Source organism: Fibrella rubiginis (assembly GCF_017353185.1).
Lineage (GTDB): Bacteria > Bacteroidota > Bacteroidia > Cytophagales > Spirosomataceae > Fibrella > Fibrella rubiginis.
Genome location: NZ_JAFMYV010000001.1, coordinates 160,823 through 183,736 on the forward strand (window position 1 = coordinate 160,823; position 22,914 = coordinate 183,736).

A 22,914-nucleotide genomic window follows, 5' to 3' on the forward strand; every position below is an offset into this window, starting at 1 on the left:
CCCGGTCTTATGCGCCTTACACTGCTCCTGTTACTTCTCACTTTTCAGGTGGTTACCAGCATAAAGGTTGTTGCGCAACCCAACTCGTCTCGCCCCAACTTGCGGCAGGGGAAATATTATGCTGAAAAGAGGGGAGCAAGAAAGCTGCGTCAACTGACCAAGCTCTATACTGACCGGGCCACCTGGGAAACGCGGGCAGCCTTGATTCGGAAGGGGTTGCGTGAGGGAATGGAGCTTCCTGACCGACCCATTTTTGCTCCGCTTCAACCGATCCGGCATAGCCTGCGTACGATGAACGGGTACACGGTTGAGAATGTGGCCTTCGAGAGCTTACCGGGTATTTTTGTAACGGGAAATCTGTATAAGCCTGTTAAGCAAGCGGGTAGAACGGCAGCGGTACTTTGTCCACATGGCCACACTAAAGAGCAGGACGCCCGTTTTGTAGAGCAGACCCAGCAGCGGTGCGCCACAATGGCCCGTATGGGTGCCGTCGTATTCGTCTACGACATGCTCGACTACGGCGATTCAAAACAGTGCGTTCATAAGCTACCCAAAGCCCTCAAGTTGCAAACACTTAACGGCATTCGGGCACTCGATTTTCTGGCTAGTCTACCCGACGTAGACACGGCCCGCATTGGCATGTCAGGCGAATCGGGTGGGGGGACGCAGACGTTTCTGCTCACGGCGCTAGACAGCCGCGTGAAAGTTTCGGTGCCGGTGGTGATGGTGTCGTCGTATTTCTTCGGCGGCTGTGCCTGCGAGAGTGGAATGCCTATTCATAAACGGCCCACCCACGAGACCAACAACGTTGAGATTGCTGCTTTGGCTGCCCCCCGACCACTGTTACTCGTCTCGGACGGCGGCGACTGGACCAAGCACACACCTACGGTTGAGTTTCCGCACATCCAGACTATATATGGCTACTATGGCGCTGCTAACGCGGTCGAAAACGTGCATCTGGCTGCCGAAAAGCATGATTATGGCCCCAGCAAACGCGCTGCCGCCTACCGGTTTCTGGCCAAACATCTGGGCCTCGACCTAAACCGTATCCTGAAAAATGGCCAGATCGACGAGTCGCCAAACACCCTGCTCAGCCCCACGGATCTGGCCGTTTTTACCCCTGAACACCCTCGCCCCGCCAACGCTGTGGTGGGCGATGACGCGGTGATGGCAGCGCTAAAGTGAAAAACTATAAACTCACTTAAGCGCTGCATCGAGCAGGGTGCGAATGGCAGTGGTGCCGGGGCGCGGAGCATCCGACGATAGCATCTTGCCCGATTTGCTGATAACCAAGTAACGAGGTATCGACTTGATCTTGAGATCTTTAGCAACAGAGGATGTGAAGTCTTTAGGCAGCAGATAACTGTCTGACGCTGACAGGCCGATGCCCTTCATGGCAGCTTCCCAGGCGGCTGGTACTTTGTCCATCGACACGTAAATGAACCGGACGCCTTTGTGGGCGAAGGCGGCTTGCAGGGCTTTCGAGGCGGGCATTTCTTCGCGGCAGGGACCGCACCAACTTGCCCAAAAATCGACGTAGGTAACGGCGGCGGCAGTGGTAGCTTCGCGGAACGAGACAGGTTGTTTAGCCGTAGTCAGCAGCGTACCATCCGACACAGGCATCTGGCTGAATGCAATCATGTTTTGAATGTATTCTTTGAGCGAAGGCGTTTGGCAGTCGGTCATAAAATGCGCTACAACAGAGTCCGTTTCGGCTTTGGTGGGTGACGGATTAAACCAGTCCATAAACCCGGCAACGACGTTTTGGAACTGTACATGATCGCGGGTATTTCCTCTATATGTCTGGTTACTAAGCTGATAGCGTTGAGTGAGCGTTACTTTTCTTATGCCGCTATTATTGGCTAATTGTTGAAAGACACACATGCCTGCCCCCGATATATAGTCTGACAGGTAGGTAAGCGAATCGTTTTGGTAGTTGACTGATAAGGCGGCGAGTTTAGCCCGGTAAGGGTGCGGGGCTGGCCCTAGGGGAGCGTACAATAGCCGATTTAAGAAATTGAATTTGTAGTAATTGACCCATCGTTGTACGTCGGCGGTTGGTAGCTGATACTGAACAGCATATTGGTTTAAAAAAGCCTGTTGCTTTTGTTCTGCGGCCTTAATCAGCCTTTCGCGTTTTTCCGGGGTTTTTTCACCGAAGAAATAATAACCCAGCATATCAGGCGAATTGGTTGACGGGGCAAGCTGTCGACGGTAAGCTACATCGACGTTCAGAATATGATCGCGTTGTTCGCTGCCCGAATGGACTTTCCATAGCCTTATTTTTGGGTCGAAAACCAGTCGAAGCTGTTCAGGCTTATCAAATAGATAGTTCACCTTCTGGTATTCATCCATTACTTGGACAGGTAGGGCCATTTTATTGACACCCGCCGTTAAGGGGACCACCTCAGGTTGGGAAATACGGCTCAGGTACAGAGGCTGATCGTTGAGCTTATTTTTGTCAACCGTTATTTTAACGGTTGGCTTTTCCACGAAAATCGTGACCGAATCGGGGGCGGTTTGGGCAGTAATGCGTTGAAGAGGCAGCGCAAGGCACAGCAGGAGTATGTAACGGAAATGAGGCATTGTTCGGGGAGTGGTCTAGGAATTTGTGGACTTAAACAAAGACGTAATTGGCTCTGGTAAAGACAATTTGCAGATTCGGCGGCGGGGAAAACTATTCGCTTTGGTGTGAAGTTGAAGGAGGTAGGTTTTATCAGAAACGACGGGTCACTCAAGACGCGGTATACCGACTGGTAAAATTCTGTTACTCAACGTCTTCACTTCATGTTGCAACTTCGTCAGAGCGGTATCCTGCTCCATATTACGTCGCTGCCCTCACCCCACGGTGTGGGTGATCTGGGTCCCGAAGCCTACCGATTTGCTGATTTTCTGGCCAGCACCGGACAAACCTACTGGCAAATTCTGCCCCTTACACCCCTTGACCCCGGCGCGGGTTTTTCACCCTATAGCAGTCCGTCGGCGTTTGCCGGTAACACGCTCATGATCAGCTTCGACCGGTTGGTAGAGCAGGGCCTGCTTCCCGTTGGTGAAGTGGCCGAACTGGCCGCTGAATGGCAAAATACGGAAGCCTCGATGGCTACGGCCTGGTCGAAAAAGCAACCGTTGCTGCGTCGTGCTGCCGAAACGTTTATTGAGCAGGGGCTGACGACCACGGGCCTGGGCTTCGACACGTTCTGCTACCAGCAGTCTGAATGGCTCGACGATTATGCTTTGTTTGTGGCTCTGCAACAGGATCTGAACATTCCAACCTGGAATAACTGGCCCGACGCCCTTGTGCGCCGCGACGAAGCCGAGCTGTCGGTGCAGACTGAGCGGCTGGCTCATGAAATCGTGATTGTCAAGGTGTTGCAGTACCTGTTCTACCAGCAGTGGAACGACCTGATCAACTACTGCTATGCCCGGAAGGTGCATATCATCGGTGATATTCCGATCTATGTGCAACAAAACAGCGCCGACGTTTGGGGCAATAAAAGCCTGTTTAAGCTCGACGAAGGCGGTCTACCTTTATTTGTGGCCGGTGCACCACCTGATTATTTCTCGTCGGATGGGCAGCGCTGGGGTAACCCGATCTATGACTGGGAAGAGCACGAGCGCACGGGTTTCGCCTGGTGGATCCGGCGGATGCGGCACCAGATGTCGCTCTACAGCCTTACACGGCTCGACCATTTCCTGGGCTTCGAGATGTATTGGGAAATTCCGGCTACGGAGCCAACAGCCAAAGTGGGTACCTGGGTGAAGGCCCCCATCGAGTCGTTTATTCAGGCTATGTACCGGCAGTTTGTGCAGTTGCCACTCATCGCCGAAGACCTGGGGGCACGGTCGGCAGAAATACAGCCGTTCCTGCGGCACTATGCTATTCCGGGTATGCGCGTGGCCCAGTTCGGCTTTGGCGACGACCTGCCTACATCGTCGCACATCGTGCATAACCACACGCTTAACAACGTGGTATACACCGGCACCCACGATAACAACACTACTTTAGGCTGGTTCCGACAGGGTGCCGACGATCTCCGCGAACGCCTGAATGCCTATTTCGGTGTACCCGTAACGGAGGAAAATGTGGTGTCGCTTCTCTCGCGCATGACCATGCAATCGACGGCGCGGCTGGCTATTATGCCCATTCAGGATGTGCTGAACCTCAACGAAGAACACCGCATGAACACCCCCGGCCTGGGTGGCTATAGCTGGCAGTGGCGCTTGAAACCCGGTCAAATTACCCCCGAAGCCGGTGAGCAGCTGTTGGCGTTGACGAAGATGACGGGAAGAGCATAGAAGGGAGTGATAAATGATGAATCATCCGCATCGGCGGACCGATTCATCATTTATCACTCCCTTTTTACGGTTGCAAGACCTGGTCGATGACATGGATCACGGCGTTGCCGCTGACGAGGTCAGTATCTTTAAACTGGGCGGGAACCGTGTTTTTGTTGCCCTTGATCGTTGGCCCGGTGGTGGGTAGTGCCACGGTCAGCTTGTTGGCCGAACTGGTGTTGAGGGTGGTCAGTTGCCCAACCTGCAACTGATTGGAAAACGTAAAGCCCTGCAGGACGTGGTAGGTCAGAATGTTAACCAGTGTCTGCGCCGACGCGTTGTTGATATCGGCGGTAGTTTTGTAGCCGGCTGCGTTAAAAGCCGCATCGTTGGGGGCAAAAACAGTAATCTGTTTTAAGTTAGGATTAGTAGTGGTCCCGTTCAGAATGGTGCGTAGATCGGGCCGGACAGACGATGCCCGTTCTATGGCTGCTACCAGCAACGTCATGTCGGGTCGATTTTTCAGGGCTGTGAGCGCGTCGGTACCCTGCGGCACCAGCACTTTGTCAATTGTATGGATCACGCCGTTGGCCACGGTTTGGTCGGCCTGGCTCACTTTTACACCGTTGATATACAGGCCGTTCGTGCTGTTGGTGAGATACGCCAGCCCGGTATTGCTGGTTTCGATGGCCAGGTTATTGGCGTTGGCCAGCTCGGGTGTTTTGGTGGTTACCACGCCCGTGACTAAGTGGTAGCGGAGCAAGTTGGTGAGATCGGCGGCAGCAAAACTTTTGAACGCATCAACAGAATTGAATCCCCGAGCGCGGAAAGCGGCATCAGTAGGGGCAAAGAGTGTCAGATTGGGTGCTTTAAGAGCGTCGCTCATTCCCGCCTGAATCAGGGCCGCCCGGAATAGTGAGAAGGTAGGCGTTTCGGCTAGTACATCGCTGATGGTTTTAGGCTGCGCGTCGGCAGTTGTTTCGTTTTTCTTGCAGCCGCCAAGCCACACAAAAGTCAATGTGAAGAAGAGGTACGTCAATCGATTCATATGAAGGTTGATTAAAGGCGGCGGGACGTTGGGCTACCCTGCCTCGTGTGTATACACCCGTAACGGTTAAGGTCAGAACAAATGATATGCCATCCCCAAATGTATTAGCAAAAATAGCCTTATGGGCTGGCTTCTTTTGCTGTTGGTGGCATCTCCAAAGCCTCTTTCCTACCCAGTGGGTATTTTGAAACGGCTAGGGTACTGTGTAACTTCGCAGTCCCGTAGACGGCATATCTCAACGACTGTCGTCTTCACTTAAAAGTTGTTAAAAACCAATTGGTTGAATGAAAGACCACATTGACCTGAGCAATCTCCCGCAACACATCGCCGTTATCATGGACGGAAACGGACGATGGGCCAAACAGCAGGGAGCCGCCCGGGTATTCGGGCATCGCTCAGCCATTAAAGCCGTGCGCGAAGTAACCGAAGGCTGCGCCGAACTGGGTGTCAAATACTTGACTCTCTACGCCTTTTCGACTGAAAACTGGAATCGCCCGAAATTTGAAGTTGATGCTCTGATGACGCTCCTGGTACACACTATCCGGGGCGAAATTAAAACCCTGATGGACAATAACGTGCGGCTGGCTACCATTGGCCATACCGAAGCGTTGCCGAAAGCGTGTCAGAACGAACTACAGGAAGCTATCCGTGCCACCGAAGGTAATACTGGCCTGACGCTTATTCTGGCTCTGAGTTATAGCGGCCGCTGGGAGATCATTGAAGCGGTACGACAACTGGCCGCCGATGTTCAGCGGGGGCAATTCCAACCAGAAGCCATTGATGAGGGTCTATTCAGCAAGTACCTGGCTACTGGCAACATTCCCGACCCCGAACTCATGATTCGGACCAGCGGCGAAATGCGGATCAGCAACTTTATGCTCTGGCAGCTGGCGTATTCCGAATTCTATATGCCCGATGTGCTTTGGCCCGATTTCCGCAAACCACACCTCTGGGAGGCTATTTTGACCTATCAGAAGCGTGAACGCCGATTTGGTAAAACATCCGAGCAAGTGGTGAAATAATAGTTCAAGCGGTCTGCCGCTGCGGGTCTAATGTCTAAAGTTCAATGTTGTGCCAAACAACCTCGACCCTGACGCCAAACTTTAGACATTGGACTTTAGACATTAAACTTTTTTTTCGTGAAAAAACTTCTCATTGCCAGCCTGTTACTGACCGCCTTCGCTACCCACGTGCAGGCGCAGGTACGCGTTGGCGTTGGTATACCGCAAACTCCGGTGGAGGCGGCCCCCGTGACCAATGATGTCATTGATTACGCCAACCCTAAAGAATACACCATCAGCGGCCTTACCCTGAAAGGTACCCGTTTTCTGGACCCCAATTCGCTGCTGTCACTGACGGGCCTGCGCAAGGGCGACAAAATTCGGCTACCGGGCGAAGCACAGGGCAGCGCCATCCGAAAGCTGATGGATTCGGGCCTGCTCTTCGACGTACGCATGATGGCCCCCAAAGTAGAGGGCGATAAGATATGGCTCCAGTTTAATGTACTGGAACGCCCCCGGCTGTTTCAGATCGCCTACAGCGGTGTGCGCAAGGGCGAATCGGAAAGCCTGAAAGAAAAGGTGAAACTGACGCGTGGTAAAATCATCACCAACACCGACATCAAAAATGCCCAGCTAGCCGTGCGTCGGTATTATATCGAAAAAGGCTATCTGAATGCTAAAGTGAAGGTGACCACCATTCCCGACAGCACCCGGAATAATGCCACCATGCGTATTTTCATCACGAAAGGTGAAAAGGTCAAGATCGACAACATCGAGTTTGCCGGACGGGAAGAGGTGGCCGAAAGTGCGTTGCGGAGCAAGATGAAAAACACAAAGCAACAGCGGTTTGGGCGGTTGTTTTCACCGTCAAAGTTTATCCCGAAGAAATTTGAGGAAGACAAAGGCAAGCTTGTTGACTACTACAACAAGTTAGGCTACCGCGATGCTGTGATCGAGAAAGACTGCGTAATCAACAACGGCGGCAAAACCATTGGTCTGAAGCTGAACCTGTCGGAGGGCAAGAAATACTACTACCGCAACATCAACTTCGAGGGTAACTTCATCTACACCAGCGCCCAACTGCGCTCAGTGCTGAATATCAATAAGGGCGACGTGTATAACCCCGAAGAGCTGGAGAAGAAGATGAACGGCAACCCCGGTCAGGATCTTAGCTCACAATATATGGATGATGGTTATCTCTATTACCGCGCTGAACCTGTGGAACGGGCTGTGGTGGGCGACAGCATCGACCTCGACATCCGAATTACGGAAGGCAAACAGGCCACCATCAACCGCATCATTCTGAACGGCAACACCAAAACGTCTGACCACGTGGTAATGCGCCAGATCAGGACGTTGCCAGGTCAGAAATTTTCGAAGACGGCCATCATCCGTACCCAGCGTGAACTCTCGCAACTGGGCTATTTTGATCCTGAGAAGATTGGTATTGTGCCTGTTCCTCAACCCGATGGCACCGTAGACATTGAATACACGGTAGAAGAAAAGCCAAATGACCAGATCGAACTGTCGGGTGGTTGGGGTGGCTATATCGGTTTTGTGGGTACGCTGGGCCTGACGTTCAACAACTTCTCGGCCCGTAACATCACCAACCTGAGCGCGTGGCGACCCCTGCCCGCCGGCGACGGCCAACGCCTGCAACTGCGTTTTCAGGCCAACGGACGGCAGTTCCAGACCTACTCGGCTACGTTTACCGAACCTTGGCTGGGGGGGCGTAAACCCAACGCGCTGTCGGTTAGCCTGAGCCATACGATCTACAAACAGTTCCTGAGCTATTACTCTACCGTGGGACCACCCATTGGTTCGTATACCAACACCGCCATTACGGTGGGATTAGGGCGCCAGTTGAAAAAGCCGGATGATTTCTTCTCGCTGAGCAACTCGATCTCGTACCAGCAGTATGACCTGAACAACATCGATATTTTTTACAACGGCTACCGCAACGGCGTGTCGAACAACTTCACGTTCAACACCACGCTTTCGCGTAACAGCATCGATAACCCGCAGTTCCCACGGAACGGGTCGTCGTTTACGCTGAGTGGCAACTTTACGCCACCCTACTCGATCTTCCGGTCGAAGGATTACCAGCCTGATGCCGCCAATCCCTACCGGTGGGTGGAGTACCACAAATGGATGTTCGACGCCAGCTGGTTCCAGACGGCGGTGGGCAAGTTTGTCTTGAACGCCCGCGCCCACATGGGTTTCCTGGGTAGCTATAACAGCCGTACGCCCATTGGTCCTTTTGAGCGGTTTGTGCTGGGTGGTTCAGGTTTGGCCGGACAAGGTCAGTTTGCCCTGGCACAGGACATCATTGGTCTGCGCGGCTACCCTGACCGGCAGGTACTCACGCTGGATAACAACCGGACGGCGTCGGGCAACGAAACCCGGCAGGGTGGGGTGGTCTACAGCAAGTACGTGGCTGAACTGCGCTATCCGGTATCGCTTAACCCGTCGGCCACGATCTTCGTGCTGGGCTTTGTGGAAGCGGGTAACAACTGGGCCAGCTACAAGCAATACAACCCGTTCGACCTGCGGCGGTCGGCGGGGGCGGGGGCACGTATCTTTATGCCCGCCTTCGGTCTGATCGGTATCGACTACGGCTGGGGTTTCGACGCCATTCCGGGTATCCAAAAAGCCGGTACGGGCCAGTTCCACTTCACCATCGGGCAGCAGTTTAGGTAGGAGAATGTACAATGGAGAATGTACAATAAACAATGGTTCCGGATTCGGAATACCTCCAGCGCGAAGCCGACCCGTCGGACCCCATTGTTCATTGTACATTATCCATTGTACATTTTTTAACCAGGATTAAACGTTCTTCTCCTAAACACATCTAACCATCAGACAGCCACCGGCATAGTATGAAAAGGGGTTTGTTATTCGTAACTTTGTGCGTACTTACTGCTACGCAACCAGCATGGGCACAGAAGTTTGGGTACGTTGATACAGACTTCATATTCAGTAAGTTACCCGAATATCAGAAGGCCCAGGCGGGTATTGATCAGTTTGCTGACCGGTGGTCGAAAGACATACTCGACAAGCAGGCCGAGATTGATAAAATGCAGCGGGCGTATCAGGCAGAAGAGATTCTGCTGACCGACGAAATGAAACGGGAACGGCAGCGCGTTATTAGCGACAAAGAGCGCGAAGTCCGGGAATACAACAACAAGGTGTTTGGCTATGAGGGCCTGCTTTTGCAAAAGAAAAAGGAACTCATGAAAGCGCCGATGGAGTTACTGCAAAAGGCACTTGAAAAGGTGGCTGCACAACGGAAACTCAATTTTATTTTCGATAAAGCCAGTGAAGGGATGTTGATGCTATACACTGACCCCCGCCACGACTATACCGATTACGTGATGGAAGAAATGGGTCTTGATCCCGACAGCCAAAAGGGAAAGCAGTCTGCCACCACACAGCCAACAAACAGTGCAAAACCTAAATAACAATCCAATACACAGTCGAATGAAAAAGAATCTGGTCATGGCGCTTGGCGCAGCCCTGTTAATGGGGGGTCTCAGCGCACGGGCACAAGCCCAGGCGTCTACGCCGGTAGCGCCTGCTACGACATCGGCCACCACGGCCCCACGGGCTACAGCCGCTACGCCGATCAAGATCGGGTACACCAGCATGGATTACCTGCTAGGCAATGTACCTGAGGCAAAAGATATTCAAAACCAACTGACCATTCAGCGTACGCAACTCGAAAATGAGTCGAACCGGATGAAGAAGGAGTTTGAAGATAAATATAAAGCCTACGAGGCGGGTGCCGCCCAAATGTCGGACGTGATCAAGGCTGACCGCGAGAAGGAATTGCAGAACCTGCAAACCCGTTTCCAGGAGTTTCAGCGCACGTCGGAGTCTACGTTGCAGCAGAAATACCAGCAGTTGGTAAGCCCTGTGTTGCAGAAGATCCAAAAGAACATCGACGCGGTAGCACGTGAAAATGGCTACTCGCACGTGTTCAACCTCGACGCGGGTGCGGGTACTGCCGTCATCTTGCTGTACGCTCCTGAAGATGGTAACATCTCAGACATCGTGTTGAAGAAAATGGGTGTGACGCCTAAGCCGGTTCCGGCCCCCGGCACTACTCCAGCGCCGAAGAAGTAATTGAATCGGTATCTCGTTTTGAAAAGCCTGAGCGTCTGCTCAGGCTTTTTTTGTGTGTCTAGCGGAGCGACACTCCGCTAGGCACCCTCGTTGTCGCTTGGCTCCAGCCGAGTGACCTCTATTTGAGGGCCTCCGGCCCGTACTTAAACTCTGGAACAACTCGGCCAAACGATGTCAAATTCCTAGTACGGGCCGGAGGCCCTCAAATAGAGGTCACTCGGCTGGGCGCCCCCGGCTGGAGCCAAGCGACAACGAGGGCGTCTGCTCAGGCTTTTTTTGTGTGCCTAGCGGAGCGTTGCTCCGCCAGACATTACACACTCTGCATCGACCTGAGGTATTGCGATGGGGTTTGGCCGGTAACGTCGCGGAATTGCCGGTTGAAGTTGGAGAGCGTTCTAAAACCACTGTCATAACAAACATCAGTGATAGTCAGGCTACTGTTAATGAGCAATTTACAGGCGTGGCCGATGCGCACTTCCGAGACAAAATCGACGAACGTCTTGTTTGTTCGCGCTTTAAAATACCGGCAAAACGACGACGGGCTTAATCCGGCCAAATCAGCGACGGTCTCAAGGCGGATAGGTTCGTGGAAATGGGTAAGCACGTAGGTATGTACCGCCTGCATACGTCGGTAGGCCTGCGATGAAGCACTACTCTCATCAGCGTCGGCGGGTTTCATTGGATTAGTGTAGGTAGCACTTGTAATGAGTTCTGTATCAGAGGTAAGTGATAACTCATCCAGCAGCGACAGCAGCGACAACACCCGCCGAAAAGTGGGCGGCTGCGCAACCAGTTCACGGAGCGCCTGCACAGCTTTATCATGGGTGGCGCCCGACCAGCTTAGTCCCCGCCGCGACCCGTCGAGCAGTAGACGTACCCGGTGCATTTCAGGACGGTCAAAGAAACCAGTACCCAGACAGTCGTCGGTGAAATAAACAACAAGTCCCCGTGTTGTCAGGCCCGAATTAGGGTCAAAATAAGGTTTGTCACTTCGCCAGAGATGGGGTAAATCCGGTCCGAGCATCACCAGGTCGCCCGGCCCAAACGGCTTGATGGAATCGCCAATAAACCGAGTGCCAATACCCTGTTCAACCAGGAACAGCTGATAATGGGGATGAAAATGCCAGTTGGGGTCGAAGTGTGGCTCGGTCAGATCTTTCACCAGAAATGACCCCAGCGTGGTTTCTAAATCCTTCCGTAATGCCTGTTTCATCTGAAATAAGCCAGAATTAACTGTATGAATAAAAATAGGGATTGAATCTAGACAAAATACAGTCAAAACTAGCAAAGCCATGCCTATTCATACTGACACTTGGGCAGTACTTTCGTAGACTGATTTCCTGAAATTTTAGCACTGACGCTCTATGCAGCCTTTTGGCATGAACCTGTTTACCTGGACCATGAGTATGGATGAGGACTTATCAAGTACCCTCGCTTATCTCAGACAAATCGGGTTCGACTTTGTCGAAATGCCCGTGGGCGGCACCGACGACCGTGCTGCCGACCTGGTCAAATACCGCCGTATAGGTCAGCAAGCTGCCGAGTTGGGTTTGGGTGTGCAAACCTGTTCACTCTTACCACCCGATTTGACGCTGCTCAGTCCTGATGCCACCGTTCGCCAGGCTGGAGTCAACTACCTGAAGCATGTGGTGGATTGCTCAGCTGCGGCGGGATCATCCATTCTGATGGGACCAATTTACGCGGGTTTCAAAACCTTTACCGGCAAGCCCGCCACGCCCGACGAATGGGCCTGGTCGGTAGCGGGTATGCGTGAGGTAGCTGAATACGCGCAGACTCAACATGTACGGCTTGCTATCGAGTCGTTGAACCGCTTTGAGACCTACCTGCTCACCTGCGCCGATGATGTTTGCCGCTATATCGAGGCTGTTGATCACCCCAACTGCCGGGCCGCGTTTGATACCTTCCACGCCAACATGGAGGAGAAAAGCGTAGCCAATGCCATCCACACGCTGGCCCCCTATCTGATTCACGTCCAGTTTTCTGAAAACGACCGATCTACGCCCGGAAGTGGCCAGATTGACTTCAAAAACGTCTTCTCAGTTTTGCAGGAGGTAGGCTACAACGGTCCTATCGCCATTGAAGCCTTTGGTCTGCATCCGCCCGATCTCGCCGCTGCCACGCACATCTTCCGCCCCATGTTCGAATCGCCGGAGCAGCTGGCGAGGGATGGGTATAGGTATTTGACTAAACTATTAATGTACAATGAATAATGTACATTGTACATTAAACTACTCTTTATGAAACTAAACATCGCCATCGTGGGCCTCGGATTTGGGGCCGAATTCATTCCGATCTACCAGCGCCATCCGCTGGCTACTATGTATGCCATTTGCCAGCGCAACGTCGAAAACCTGAATAAGGTGGGCGATATGTATGGTATCGACGTACGCTACAGCAATTACGACGAGCTACTGGCCGACCCTAACGTAGACGCCGTGCACATTAACTCACCCATTCCCAACCATGCCGAGCAGAGTTTGAAGGCCCTGCGGGCGGGGAAACACGTAGCCTGCACCGTACCCATGGCTACCACCGTCGATGAGTGCCTGGAGATTGTACGTACCTGCCGCGAAACGGGCAAAAAGTACATGATGATGGAAACGGTGGTGTATGCCCGTGAGTTTTTGTTCGTGAAAGAGCTATACGAGAAGGGTGAACTGGGCAAAGTACAGTTTCTGAAAGCGAGCCATCAGCAGGATATGGACGGCTGGCCCGACTACTGGCCCGGCCTGCCGCCCATGCACTACGCCACCCACTGCGTTGGCCCCGTAGCAGGTCTACTCCGCCTTGAGGCCGACTATGTGTCCTGCTTTGGGTCGGGCACCATCCGACCCGAACTGGCGGCTATTCATAACTCGCCGTTTGCGGTGGAATCGGCGCACATCAAATTCAAAAACAGTGACCTATCGGCTCTCGTGTACCGGTCCCTGTTCGACGTGGCGCGGCAGTACCGGGAGAGTTTCGAGGTGTATGGCGACAAGAAATCGTTTGAGTGGCAACTTATTGAAGACGAGCAGCCGGTGATTCATACGGCTAAAAAGCCTGAGCCGGAGATTCCCGAAAAAGTGACCGTGCCGGATTATGCACACCTGCTACCTGCTGAAATTCAGCGATTTACCACCAAAGGCGTGTATGATGCTGACGAAGCGCAGCACCTGTCGTTTACGCAGGGCGGCGGGCACGGCGGGTCGCATCCCCATATGGTGCACGAGTTTTTGACGGCCCTTGCTGATGACCGTGACCCATTCCCGAATGCCGCCCAATCGGCTAACTGGACGAGCGTGGGTATTCTGGCTCATGAGTCGGCCATGCGTGGGGGTGAGATAATGAAGCTGCCTGACTTCAATGCGTATATAGAACGCTGATTGGTATGATGCTTATGATTTAAGAGGATCTTTTTCAGTCATAAGCATCATACCAATTAGCGTTCTATATACTTAGTAGCTGGCTCTCGCGAAGTACTTGTGAGCGCACCGGGGTGGAGTTTATCGGTGGTGGCTGTGATGGTCAAGGTAACAGAAAACCATTGTAATTTTATACTGACTGACAAAGCAATGGTAACAGATAACGCTTGCTGTGCTGCGAGAAAAAGATGAATACGATGCCCAGAACTCTATTCATAGTATTGACACTGGTTTTTTCAGCGTCAATAGGATTTGCGCAACCTAAGAAAGAAAGCATAACTACACTTTTTAATGATTTTCAGCGGTTTTATGCTGAAAAGAAATTAGATTCTGCTTATCAAAATGCGCAGAAACTAGCGAGATTAAATAGTAACGTACTCAATAAGTTGATTCATGAATCATTAACCCAATCATTTCGTCCGTCGGCTTCGGCAGAAGTGGATAAATCACTTGCCCAAAAGCTACTGCGGCGCATGTACACCGATACCAGTAGCCGTTCGTTGCAACAGTCAGTATATCCGCTTTATAAATGGGTCGATGTGATGACTAACCTGAATGATTCAGCTAAAATACGCCAGATTGTTTCGGGCTTTTTGGTTGCCTTGGAACGCTCTCCCGAAGAGCCTGGTAACCGTGTAGATCGGTACGCGTTGCTTGTGTACAAACTGCTAAAACAAAACCCGGCTTACACCCCATTGGCCGACACCCTTTTTAAACACACACAGGCCCGGTTGCAACACGCGCTCAACAGCAGGTATTTTCAGGGCGAAGATGGTATCGCGCCACAGTTGCGCGAAGGCCGCGCTTATTTTCGCTATCTGCTTGCTTATAGTAATGACCTGAAAGCCAACGAGCTAATTGGAAAGAATAAATCAATTGACCAGGAACAGTATCGGAAAGTAGCTTCTGATTTTAGCCCCGATGAGACAGACCGGCAGTTAGTATCGGCCTATTTTTACGAGTCGGTGATGCTATTTGATGGAGAGCGAAAAGACGATTTCCATCAGTCTTACGCCAATATGCTGTTGGAAAAAGGGGATACCTTGTCAGCAATTAAGGTTTTGACAGACATTGCTTTGGCTGATCCCGGTAAGATCAATTTGCTCAAAACGTATTATCAGAAATTACCCCAATCAGGCTTACCATTTAGTGCATATTGGACGAAAGCGCTCAACGAAAAGTTGAAACCCGCCGAAACATTTTCATTAGTCAGCTTCGATAAGCAAGTCTTTAACTACGAACAGCTTAAAGGCAAATGGATTTTGATTGATTTTTGGGGTACGTGGTGTAAACCCTGCGTTGGTGAACTGCCAGAATTGCAGACATTCTATACCAATGTAGTAAAAAATAATCGAAAAGATCTTATTGTATTTACCGTCGATTGTCACGATGCTAGTCCTGAAGTAGTGCAGGCATTTATGCAAAAAAATAATTACACGTTTCCCGTTGTAACGGGAGACGAAAAGTTGATTAAACAGTTTCGCGTTGGTAGTTACCCAACCAAAGTACTCATTACACCACAGGGCAATCGAATGAAGATACCTTTTGGTGTTAATTGGACAGAGCGCGTCAACGCATACACCTCAAATTAACCCCTATTTTAACGGTTTATAACCAATGGCTTTCCCAATCAAGTATACGCTGATCGTTGCCGCGCTGACTACGCTGACGCTAGCCAATTGCAACCGAACGCCGTCGCGGGTATTGCACAATTTGGGTGGCAAACAACCCACTACGCCCACGTCAACTACCATTTTGTCGGGTTCATCGGCGGCGGGCGACAACGCCATGCGGACCGGACCGCGGCGCACGGAGATTCTGTTTCTGGGCGATAAGGGGCACCACAAGCCCATCGAGCGGGTACCTGAACTGATGGCTGCACTGGGTAATAAAGGCATCAACATCACCTATACCGACCGGCTGGAAGACCTCAACACCCCCAATCTGAACCGGTTCGACGGGCTGCTGATCTACGCCAACTGGGACAGTATCCCTAGGCCGCAGGAACGCGCGTTGCTCGACTACGTATCGTCGGGGCATGGACTTATTCCGGTGCATTGCGCATCGTATTGCTTCCGTAATTCTGCCGAATACGTGGACAAGGTAGTGGGTGGGCAATTCTGGCGGCACGGCATGGATTCGATTACGACCAGGGCGGTGCAACCCGACAGTCCAATTATGGCCGGTCTAAAGCCGTTTACAGCCTACGACGAGACCTATCTGCACAGCCATTTGCAGCGCGACAATAACGTACTTGCTGTTCGCGAAGTAAAGCCCAATCAGGCTAAAGACCTGGTTGCGGCCAACCGGCCCAACACGCCCGACGAACCTTATACCTGGACGCGGACATATGGCAAAGGGCGCGTGTTTTACACTGCCTATGGCCACGACGAGCGCACCTGGCGGCAACCTGGTTTCCAGCAGTTGCTGGAACGCGGTATTCTCTGGGCTATTGGCGACGTGGCCAAAAAGCAGCACGACGATCTGAAACCGCAGGCATTTACCTACAAAGGGGCCAATCTGCCCAACTATGAAAAGCGACCCGGCGAACAACTGGAGCAGCTTCCCCTGTCGCCCGAAGAGTCGATGAAACACATTCAGGTGCCGGTCGATTTCACGCTGAGCCTGTTTGCCCACGAGCCAAACGTGATGCACCCCATTGCCATGACCTGGGACGACCGGGGGCGGCTGTTTGTGCTCATCACCAAAGATTACCCCAATGAGCGCAAACCCGAGGGCGGCTCAGATAGCATTGTGATCTGCGAAGACACCAACGGCGATGGCAAGGCCGACAAGTTCACCAACTTCGCCGAAGGCCTGAGCATTCCAACGGGTCTGGTGTTTGCCAACGGTGGCCTGATCGTGTCGCAGGCTCCGCATATGCTGTTTCTGAAAGACACGAACGGCGACGACAAGGCCGACGTAAAGAAGATTCTGTTTACCGGTTTTGGCACGTTCGACACCCACGCCGGGCCTAGTAACCTGCACTATGGCTTCGACAACTGGATTTGGGGTTGCGTGGGGTATTCAGGTTTCAAGGGAAAAGTGGGCACCGGCGATTCGCTATCGTTTGGGCAGGCCCTCTTCCGGTTTAAGGCCGATGGCTCGGCAATGGAGCACATGGCTACGACCTCCAACAACACCTGGGGTATGGGCTTCAACGAAACCGGCGACGTATTCGGCAGCACCGCCAATAACAGCCACGGCTGGTACATGGCTATTCCCAACGGTGCCTATCATGCCCGCCCCAACAGCATGAACGGCAGCCGTAGCACCGACACCCACAAAGACATGAAACCCATTACCGGGCGTGTTCGGCAGGTAGACGTGTTCGGCGGGTTTACGGCGGCGGCAGGACACAATTTCTATACCGCCCGCAGTTTTCCAAAAGCGTACTGGAACAACGTGGCCTTTGTCTGTGAACCCACGGGCCACATTGTACACCAGAACGTGATGCAAAAACACGGCAGCGATTTCGAAGACGCCGAAGGCCCCAGTGCAGGTGTGAACTTCAACCTCATGGCCGGTGCCGACGAATGGTTTGCGCCTGTCTTCGCCGAAACAGGTCCCGACGGTGCTGTGTGGGTAGCCGACTGGTACAGCTACATCATTCAGCATAATCCCGTGCCGGAAGGGTTTAAAAATGGCGCTGGTAATGCTTATGAGACAAACCTGCGCGATTTCACCCACGGCCGTATCTACCGCGTGGGCTATGACAAAGCCATGCCGCAGCCCCAGGTGCCGAACTTGTCGATGGCCGACCCGGCGGGGTTGCTTGTGGCCCTGAAACACCCCAATCAGTTCTGGCGTATGGCGGCCCAACGTTTGCTGGTAGAACGGAAAAACACCGACGTGGCCCCGCAACTCTGGGCCATTGCCAACGACCCGTCGGTGGATGGAATTGGCATCAACGCCCCGGCCATTCATGCCCTCTGGACGTTGCAGGGACTCGGTGCCATTACGCCAGCGGATCTGCAAAAGGCCCTGAAACATTCTTCTGCCGATGTTCGGAAAGCAGCGGTGCAGGTGATGCCGCGCACTGCTGAGGGCGCCGCTTTGTTGCTGTCAAACAACTTATTGGCCGATAAAGAGCCAGTGGTGGTTGTCAACACGTTGCTGGCCCTGAACGAAACCCCCGCTAGTGCTGCCACCGATGCTGCCGTGCTGGCGCGTCTGAAGCAAGCCACCGCCAACGACGACCGTTGGTTGCCCGATGCGTTTGCCTGCGCGATGAACACCCACAACGCTCGCTTACTGCGCCAGTGGCTCAGCACCATCACCATGCCCCCCACGGCCACCAATGCGGCTATGACCAGCAGCCAGGCTGCGCCTATGGATCACAGTAAGCACCAGATGGGTGGTTCTGATATGGGCAGGACAGCTTCGGTTAAACCTGCCACTACGTCCACTAATGCACCCGCAGCGGCTACACTGGCTGATTTGGTGGTGGCGCGCATTGAAACCGATCCCGCCCGGCCCGTGGTGCGCGAGGGAACGCGGGGTATTATTTACGTGACTAACCAGGGTGGTACGGCTATTGCCAAAGGGACCCCCGTTCCGCTGACGATGCGGTTTGAAAGTAAGCCGGGTGCCGGTGATGGGGATCGTCCCGCACTGAAAATCGACTATGTCAGCTATACATTCAAAGACGGGATTCAGCCGGGCGAAACGGTGGCCATTCGGCGTACCAACAATGGCCCCTGGACGGGCGATTTATGGATGACTACCGAACTCGCGGGCGACTATACATTGTCTGTGCAGATTGACAAAGACAACACGTTGCCTGAGGGTAATAAGAGCAACAATACGTTTAGCCAAACAATCTCTTTCCGGGCTCCGGCGCAGATGAGTACCGTGGCCGTGGAACGTGCTGCCCGCGCTTATGCCTCTACAGCCTCGCCTGATTCGGTGGTGGTGATGCTGCAGAAAGCTACTGAGCTGGACGGCGATAATGCCCTGGCGCTCGTAAAGGGACTTTCTGACGGGTATGATTATGGTGCCAAACGTAAACCTGCTGCCAGCCATAATACCCTGCTGGCCAGCCTGGGCAAGAAACTGCCCGATGATGCCCGTCCGCGTTTGAACCGCCTGCTCGAAGCCTGGGGTCTCCGCGATGCCAACGCTGACCTTGACCCCAACGCCCAGGTGGTTCGCCTGAAAACCGTTCGCGAAGAGATGCGGTACGACAAAAAAGCCTTCAGCGTGGTGGCAGGTAAACCTGTGGTTATCATTCTGGAAAACCCCGATGCCATGCAGCATAACCTGGTGGTGATCAAACCTAAATCAACGGAGCGGGTGGGTAAACTGGCCGACGCCATGATTACAGCGAAAAACGGAGCTGAGAAAAACTACGTCCCTGAATCGTCAGACATTGTGGCAGCTACGGCCCTAGTGAATCCTAACCAAACGGTACGTCTGACGTTTAAGGCCCCCGACCAGCCTGGCGAATACCCGTTCGTGTGTACGTTTCCCGGCCACTGGCGCATCATGAATGGCGTCATGACCGTGACCAAGGCCCCTGTAGTGGCTGGAGCAGTAGCGAAATAGAACGTCAAGAGGCAAGAGCGGAGAAACAAGAAATAAGAGGTAAGAAATAAGAGGCAAGAATTAAGAGGTAAGAATTAAGAAATTGACGCACCAGTATACCTGCGTTAGCCTCTTGATTCTTACCTCTTGATTCTTGCCTCTTATTTCTTGTTTCTCCGCTCTTGCCTCTTAATCACAAACCATTCCGAATGACTATAGTTAGTAAGTAGAGTTCAACTAATTCTAACCTAACTGGAAAGGCGTTATGAGTTATGTAAAAGTGGGTACCGATGCCAATGGCAACGAGATCAAACTGCATTATCAGGATCTGGGTACGGGCAATCCCGTGGTATTGATTCACGGTTGGCCCTTGAGTGGCTCTATGTGGGACTATCAACTGGCCGAGTTACCCAAACATAATATGCGTGTAATCGCCTACGACCGCCGTGGTTTTGGTCAGTCGTCGAAACCGTGGGATGGGTATGACTACGATACGCTGGCAAGCGATTTGAAAGCTTTGCTGGATGAATTAAACCTGAATAATGTCACACTCGTCGGCTTTTCAATGGGTGGTGGTGAGGTAGCCCGGTACATGAGCCGTTACGGTGGTGCCCGCGTGTCGCGGGTTGCATTTGTTGGCTCAGTAACGCCTTTTTTGCTAAAAACAGATGATAATCCGGATGGCGTCGACAAAAGTGTATTCGACGGCATGCTGGAGGGTATTCAAAAAGACCGTGCCGACTTCCTGCAAACGTTCGGCAAGCAGTTCTATGGTGTCAACCTGGTAAGCCACCCCGTTAGCCAGGCCCACCTCGACGGTGATTTCGCCCGTGCTTATCTGGCATCGCATACCGCTACGGTTGAGTGCGCGAAAGCCTTTGCCATGACAGACTTCCGCCACGACCTGACCCAGATTAAAGTGCCAACGCTGATCATTCATGGTGACGACGACAAGACAGTCCCTATTGAGTCGTCGGGTGAGCTAACGGCCAACTTGTTGCCAACAGCCACCTACAAAGTCTACGAAGGCGCTCCGCATGGTTTGTACGTCACGGAGAAAGACCGGTTGAATGCCGACCTGGTATCGTTTGTGCAGGAATCTGAAACGTATCAACAGCAGCCTTCTGCAACCACGACATATTAATGCAGTAACCCAACAAAAAGGGCCTCCTGATGATCAGGAGGCCCTTTTTGTTTATAGTCATTTTTACAATCAAGCTATTGTGCTAACCCCAACAGGCTCTGGATTTGCCAATGAACGTAGCGGAATACGTATTTTAAACTCGCTGCCTCGACCTACCTCACTTACTAGTTCAATGCGCCAGTCGTGGGCTTCGATGATGCGTTGCACGTAGCTAAGTCCTAAACCAAAGCCTTTCACGCTAACCTGATCAGCTTCGCTAACCCGAAAAAAGGGTTGAAACACTTTACGCTGCAAGTGTTTAGGGATGCCCATGCCGTGGTCTGTGACGGCGATCACCAACCCCGACTTGTCGAATTCCGTGTGGATTTTAAGCTCCGGATCGCTAACACTGTATTTGACTGCGTTATCGAGCAGGTTGTGAAGCACGTTGGTCAGGTGGAGGCGGTCAGCTACCAGCAAGGGTTTGGTTGCCAGCAGGCGAAGTTCAAGGTACTCGCCATGGCGTTCGGCAATGGATTGAAGCAGGTTGTTAAGGTCAACGGTGTCGAGGCAAAGCGAAAGACGGTTACTGTCGGCGCGGGCTAGGCTAAGCATGACATCCACCTGTTGCTGGAGACGTTCAGTTTCTTCCCGGATCATTTGAACGTACTTGTCCATACGTTCCGGCGACGACCGGCCAAAAGGCGTCTGCAGAATATCGGCAGCCATCTTTATAGCTGATATGGGCGTTTGAAATTCGTGGACGATCGTGTCGAGCACCTCCTTGCGCACGTAAGGTATCTGATGCTCACGGGCATTACCCCACACGAAGTAGCCGATAACGAAGATACCAAGGATGGTAGGACCCCAGATGTACCAGCTTAACGCACCAGACTGGATATGGGCAGGCCAATAGGCGTTGATAACAAAGAACGCCGCTACAATGAGCACACCGTAATACCAGTTACGGGCCACGTAAACGAGGATATTTTTCATGGACTGGCTAATTGCGGTGGGTGCAGTAGAAACCTACCAATATCACTACTGGCAGTAGACGTAAAGATAGTTTGTTTAGTCACATGTTCGACCAACAACTGATCATATTTTAAAACCAGAAAGCCCGCATAAAAACGGGCTTTCCAAGTCATATAAGCATTTTCTATGCTGCTGGATTATCGCTAGCTGGCTTATCTAACGGTTCTTTAGGAGCAGGGGCAGGTTTGCGGGCCGGAGCTGGTTTGGAAACCGTAGCGGGGGGAGCAGTGGCTTTTGGCGCTGTTGGCTTGCGGTCTGGTGCTGGTTTGGGAACTGGCATAGCCACGGCTTTCAGCGCTGGCTTCTCACTGGCAACAGGGGTGGTCTTTGCTTTCTTGCTTTTAGCCCGATTGGCGTTCTTTTCGGCTTTTTTGGCGTTTTTGATGGCTTTCTTGGCGTCTTTATGGGCCTTCTTTTCTTCCTTTTTTGCCGCTTTGGCACTCAGTTCAAGCTGCTTCTTCGCGGCTTTATCACGCATCTTGGTCAGTTTCTTGGCTAACTGTTTGGCCGTTTTTTCAATCGACTTGGCCATCTTTTTTGACCCTGCGGTCAGTTGACCAACTTTTTCGCCAATGGCACCTGCCAGATCATTGGCCAGCGATTCATATTTTTTGGGTTTATCAGCTTTCTTCGACATCGTTTTAATGAGTAAGTGGTTCAGAATGAATAGTGTTGACTGCGACAGCCATATTACAATGTTAACCGATTCTGGTCTTTTGTAGGTAATCCCAGCAAATAATCCCGGCTGTGACGGCAATATTAAGGGAATGCTTCGTACCAAACTGAGGTACTTCAACCACCTCATCGGCCCGTTGCACCACACTGTCGCGCACACCAGTCACCTCGTTGCCAAACACAAAGGCGTAGCGTTTGTTTGGGTCGGGCCGGAAATTTGTGAGTAATGTACTGTTCTCGGCCTGTTCAATCGCTACAATCGTATAGCCGTCTGCCTGCAACTGTGCCACCAGCGCGTCAATGTCCGGCGTATGTGTCCAGTCGACGGATTCGGTAGCCCCGATGGCCGTTTTGGTGATGTCGCGGTGCGGTGGGGTACCGGTGATGCCCGCCAGGTAGAGCCGCTCGGCCCGGAATGCATCGGCCGTGCGGAAAACCGACCCCACGTTATTGAGGCTGCGTATATCATCCAGAATGAGGCAGTACGGAAACTTCTCGGCGGCTTTAAACTCGTCAACTGAAAGTCGGTTGAGTTGCTCCATGGCCAGTTTGCGGGGTGGGGCGTTATTCATAGGGCAATAAGTAGCAACGCTATTTTTGATGGTTAATAGCCTTTTTGGTGGCTAAAAAGGGGCCAAATCTGGTCAAAAATGGGTAAATTTGTCTAAACGACCTCCCTCA

At 52.4% G+C, this 22,914-nt stretch carries 17 protein-coding genes; 11 read left to right on the plus strand and 6 right to left on the minus strand.

The features are described from left to right. The first annotated feature begins 9 nt into the window (after positions 1-9). On the plus strand, positions 10-1,185 hold the full coding sequence (locus J2I47_RS00565) for an alpha/beta hydrolase family protein (RefSeq protein ID WP_207362598.1): 1,176 nt from the start codon (positions 10-12) through the stop codon (positions 1,183-1,185). Between the two features lie 12 nt (positions 1,186-1,197). On the opposite strand, the gene J2I47_RS00570 is transcribed toward J2I47_RS00565, so the two are convergent. Further along, entirely contained in the window at positions 1,198-2,586 is a 1,389-nt protein-coding gene (locus tag J2I47_RS00570) for a TlpA family protein disulfide reductase (RefSeq protein ID WP_207362599.1), read from the minus strand. A 201-nt stretch (positions 2,587-2,787) separates the two neighbouring features. Between J2I47_RS00570 and malQ the strand changes: the two genes are divergently transcribed. After that, on the plus strand, positions 2,788-4,296 hold the full coding sequence (gene malQ, locus J2I47_RS00575) for a 4-alpha-glucanotransferase (protein WP_207362600.1): 1,509 nt from the start codon (positions 2,788-2,790) through the stop codon (positions 4,294-4,296). Between the two features lie 64 nt (positions 4,297-4,360). Here malQ and J2I47_RS00580 read toward each other — a convergent pair whose 3' ends face one another. Then, positions 4,361-5,323: a fasciclin domain-containing protein gene (locus J2I47_RS00580; protein WP_207362601.1), complete on the minus strand. Its 963-nt coding sequence runs from the start codon at positions 5,321-5,323 to the stop codon at positions 4,361-4,363. 284 nt (positions 5,324-5,607) lie between these two features. On the opposite strand from J2I47_RS00580, the gene uppS reads away from it, so the two are divergent. The 4 genes from uppS to J2I47_RS00600 all read left to right on the plus strand — a co-directional run bounded on the left by uppS (position 5,608) and on the right by J2I47_RS00600 (position 10,449). Next, positions 5,608-6,345 (plus strand): undecaprenyl pyrophosphate synthase, encoded by a 738-nt coding sequence (uppS, locus tag J2I47_RS00585; RefSeq protein ID WP_207362602.1) that lies wholly within the window; start codon positions 5,608-5,610, stop codon positions 6,343-6,345. 117 nt (positions 6,346-6,462) lie between these two features. Further along, positions 6,463-9,024 (plus strand): outer membrane protein assembly factor BamA, encoded by a 2,562-nt coding sequence (gene bamA, locus J2I47_RS00590; RefSeq protein WP_207362603.1) that lies wholly within the window; start codon positions 6,463-6,465, stop codon positions 9,022-9,024. 179 nt (positions 9,025-9,203) lie between these two features. Beyond that, entirely contained in the window at positions 9,204-9,785 is a 582-nt protein-coding gene (locus J2I47_RS00595) for an OmpH/Skp family outer membrane protein (protein ID WP_207362604.1), read from the plus strand. 19 nt (positions 9,786-9,804) lie between these two features. Next, positions 9,805-10,449 (plus strand): OmpH/Skp family outer membrane protein, encoded by a 645-nt coding sequence (locus tag J2I47_RS00600; protein ID WP_207362605.1) that lies wholly within the window; start codon positions 9,805-9,807, stop codon positions 10,447-10,449. A 310-nt stretch (positions 10,450-10,759) separates the two neighbouring features. Here J2I47_RS00600 and J2I47_RS00605 read toward each other — a convergent pair whose 3' ends face one another. Further along, positions 10,760-11,662: an AraC family transcriptional regulator gene (locus J2I47_RS00605; RefSeq protein WP_207362606.1), complete on the minus strand. Its 903-nt coding sequence runs from the start codon at positions 11,660-11,662 to the stop codon at positions 10,760-10,762. A gap of 151 nt (positions 11,663-11,813) precedes the next feature. Between J2I47_RS00605 and J2I47_RS00610 the strand changes: the two genes are divergently transcribed. The 5 genes from J2I47_RS00610 to J2I47_RS00630 all read left to right on the plus strand — a co-directional run bounded on the left by J2I47_RS00610 (position 11,814) and on the right by J2I47_RS00630 (position 20,544). Beyond that, positions 11,814-12,680, plus strand: a complete 867-nt coding sequence (locus J2I47_RS00610; protein ID WP_207362607.1) for a sugar phosphate isomerase/epimerase family protein — start codon at positions 11,814-11,816, stop codon at positions 12,678-12,680. A 27-nt stretch (positions 12,681-12,707) separates the two neighbouring features. Continuing rightward, positions 12,708-13,835, plus strand: a complete 1,128-nt coding sequence (locus J2I47_RS00615; RefSeq protein WP_207362608.1) for a Gfo/Idh/MocA family protein — start codon at positions 12,708-12,710, stop codon at positions 13,833-13,835. 227 nt (positions 13,836-14,062) lie between these two features. After that, positions 14,063-15,466: a TlpA family protein disulfide reductase gene (locus tag J2I47_RS00620; RefSeq protein ID WP_207362609.1), complete on the plus strand. Its 1,404-nt coding sequence runs from the start codon at positions 14,063-14,065 to the stop codon at positions 15,464-15,466. Positions 15,467-15,662: 196 nt separating this feature from the next. Continuing rightward, entirely contained in the window at positions 15,663-19,421 is a 3,759-nt protein-coding gene (locus J2I47_RS00625) for a PVC-type heme-binding CxxCH protein (RefSeq protein ID WP_445451874.1), read from the plus strand. Between the two features lie 244 nt (positions 19,422-19,665). Continuing rightward, complete coding sequence (locus J2I47_RS00630; protein WP_207362611.1) at positions 19,666-20,544, plus strand: alpha/beta fold hydrolase; 879 nt, start codon at positions 19,666-19,668, stop codon at positions 20,542-20,544. Between the two features lie 69 nt (positions 20,545-20,613). Here J2I47_RS00630 and J2I47_RS00635 read toward each other — a convergent pair whose 3' ends face one another. The 3 genes from J2I47_RS00635 to J2I47_RS00645 all read right to left on the minus strand — a co-directional run bounded on the left by J2I47_RS00635 (position 20,614) and on the right by J2I47_RS00645 (position 22,805). Further along, the gene (locus J2I47_RS00635; RefSeq protein WP_207362612.1) at positions 20,614-21,519 is read right to left on the minus strand and encodes a sensor histidine kinase; all 906 of its coding nucleotides are present in this window, start codon (positions 21,517-21,519) and stop codon (positions 20,614-20,616) included. A 163-nt stretch (positions 21,520-21,682) separates the two neighbouring features. Then, positions 21,683-22,195 (minus strand): hypothetical protein, encoded by a 513-nt coding sequence (locus J2I47_RS00640; RefSeq protein ID WP_207362613.1) that lies wholly within the window; start codon positions 22,193-22,195, stop codon positions 21,683-21,685. Positions 22,196-22,256: 61 nt separating this feature from the next. Next, positions 22,257-22,805, minus strand: coding sequence for an RNA methyltransferase (locus J2I47_RS00645; RefSeq protein WP_207362614.1), 549 nt, complete (start codon positions 22,803-22,805; stop codon positions 22,257-22,259). Positions 22,806-22,914: the final 109 nt, after the last annotated feature.

Excerpts from the sequence above, each read along its gene's own strand:
- J2I47_RS00565 (WP_207362598.1), top strand. The coding sequence starts at position 10 with ATGCGCCTTACACTGCTCCTGTTACTTCTCACTTTTCAGGTGGTTACC.
- J2I47_RS00645 (WP_207362614.1), bottom strand. The coding sequence starts at position 22,805 with ATGAATAACGCCCCACCCCGCAAACTGGCCATGGAGCAACTCAACCGA.
- J2I47_RS00635 (WP_207362612.1), bottom strand. The coding sequence starts at position 21,519 with ATGAAAAATATCCTCGTTTACGTGGCCCGTAACTGGTATTACGGTGTG.
- J2I47_RS00640 (WP_207362613.1), bottom strand. The coding sequence starts at position 22,195 with ATGTCGAAGAAAGCTGATAAACCCAAAAAATATGAATCGCTGGCCAAT.
- malQ (WP_207362600.1), top strand. The coding sequence starts at position 2,788 with ATGTTGCAACTTCGTCAGAGCGGTATCCTGCTCCATATTACGTCGCTG.
- J2I47_RS00630 (WP_207362611.1), top strand. The coding sequence starts at position 19,666 with ATGAGTTATGTAAAAGTGGGTACCGATGCCAATGGCAACGAGATCAAA.
- J2I47_RS00595 (WP_207362604.1), top strand. The coding sequence starts at position 9,204 with ATGAAAAGGGGTTTGTTATTCGTAACTTTGTGCGTACTTACTGCTACG.
- uppS (WP_207362602.1), top strand. The coding sequence starts at position 5,608 with ATGAAAGACCACATTGACCTGAGCAATCTCCCGCAACACATCGCCGTT.
- J2I47_RS00615 (WP_207362608.1), top strand. The coding sequence starts at position 12,708 with ATGAAACTAAACATCGCCATCGTGGGCCTCGGATTTGGGGCCGAATTC.
- J2I47_RS00605 (WP_207362606.1), bottom strand. The coding sequence starts at position 11,662 with ATGAAACAGGCATTACGGAAGGATTTAGAAACCACGCTGGGGTCATTT.
- J2I47_RS00600 (WP_207362605.1), top strand. The coding sequence starts at position 9,805 with ATGAAAAAGAATCTGGTCATGGCGCTTGGCGCAGCCCTGTTAATGGGG.
- J2I47_RS00610 (WP_207362607.1), top strand. The coding sequence starts at position 11,814 with ATGCAGCCTTTTGGCATGAACCTGTTTACCTGGACCATGAGTATGGAT.
- J2I47_RS00620 (WP_207362609.1), top strand. The coding sequence starts at position 14,063 with ATGAATACGATGCCCAGAACTCTATTCATAGTATTGACACTGGTTTTT.
- J2I47_RS00625 (WP_445451874.1), top strand. The coding sequence starts at position 15,663 with ATGCGGACCGGACCGCGGCGCACGGAGATTCTGTTTCTGGGCGATAAG.
- J2I47_RS00570 (WP_207362599.1), bottom strand. The coding sequence starts at position 2,586 with ATGCCTCATTTCCGTTACATACTCCTGCTGTGCCTTGCGCTGCCTCTT.
- J2I47_RS00580 (WP_207362601.1), bottom strand. The coding sequence starts at position 5,323 with ATGAATCGATTGACGTACCTCTTCTTCACATTGACTTTTGTGTGGCTT.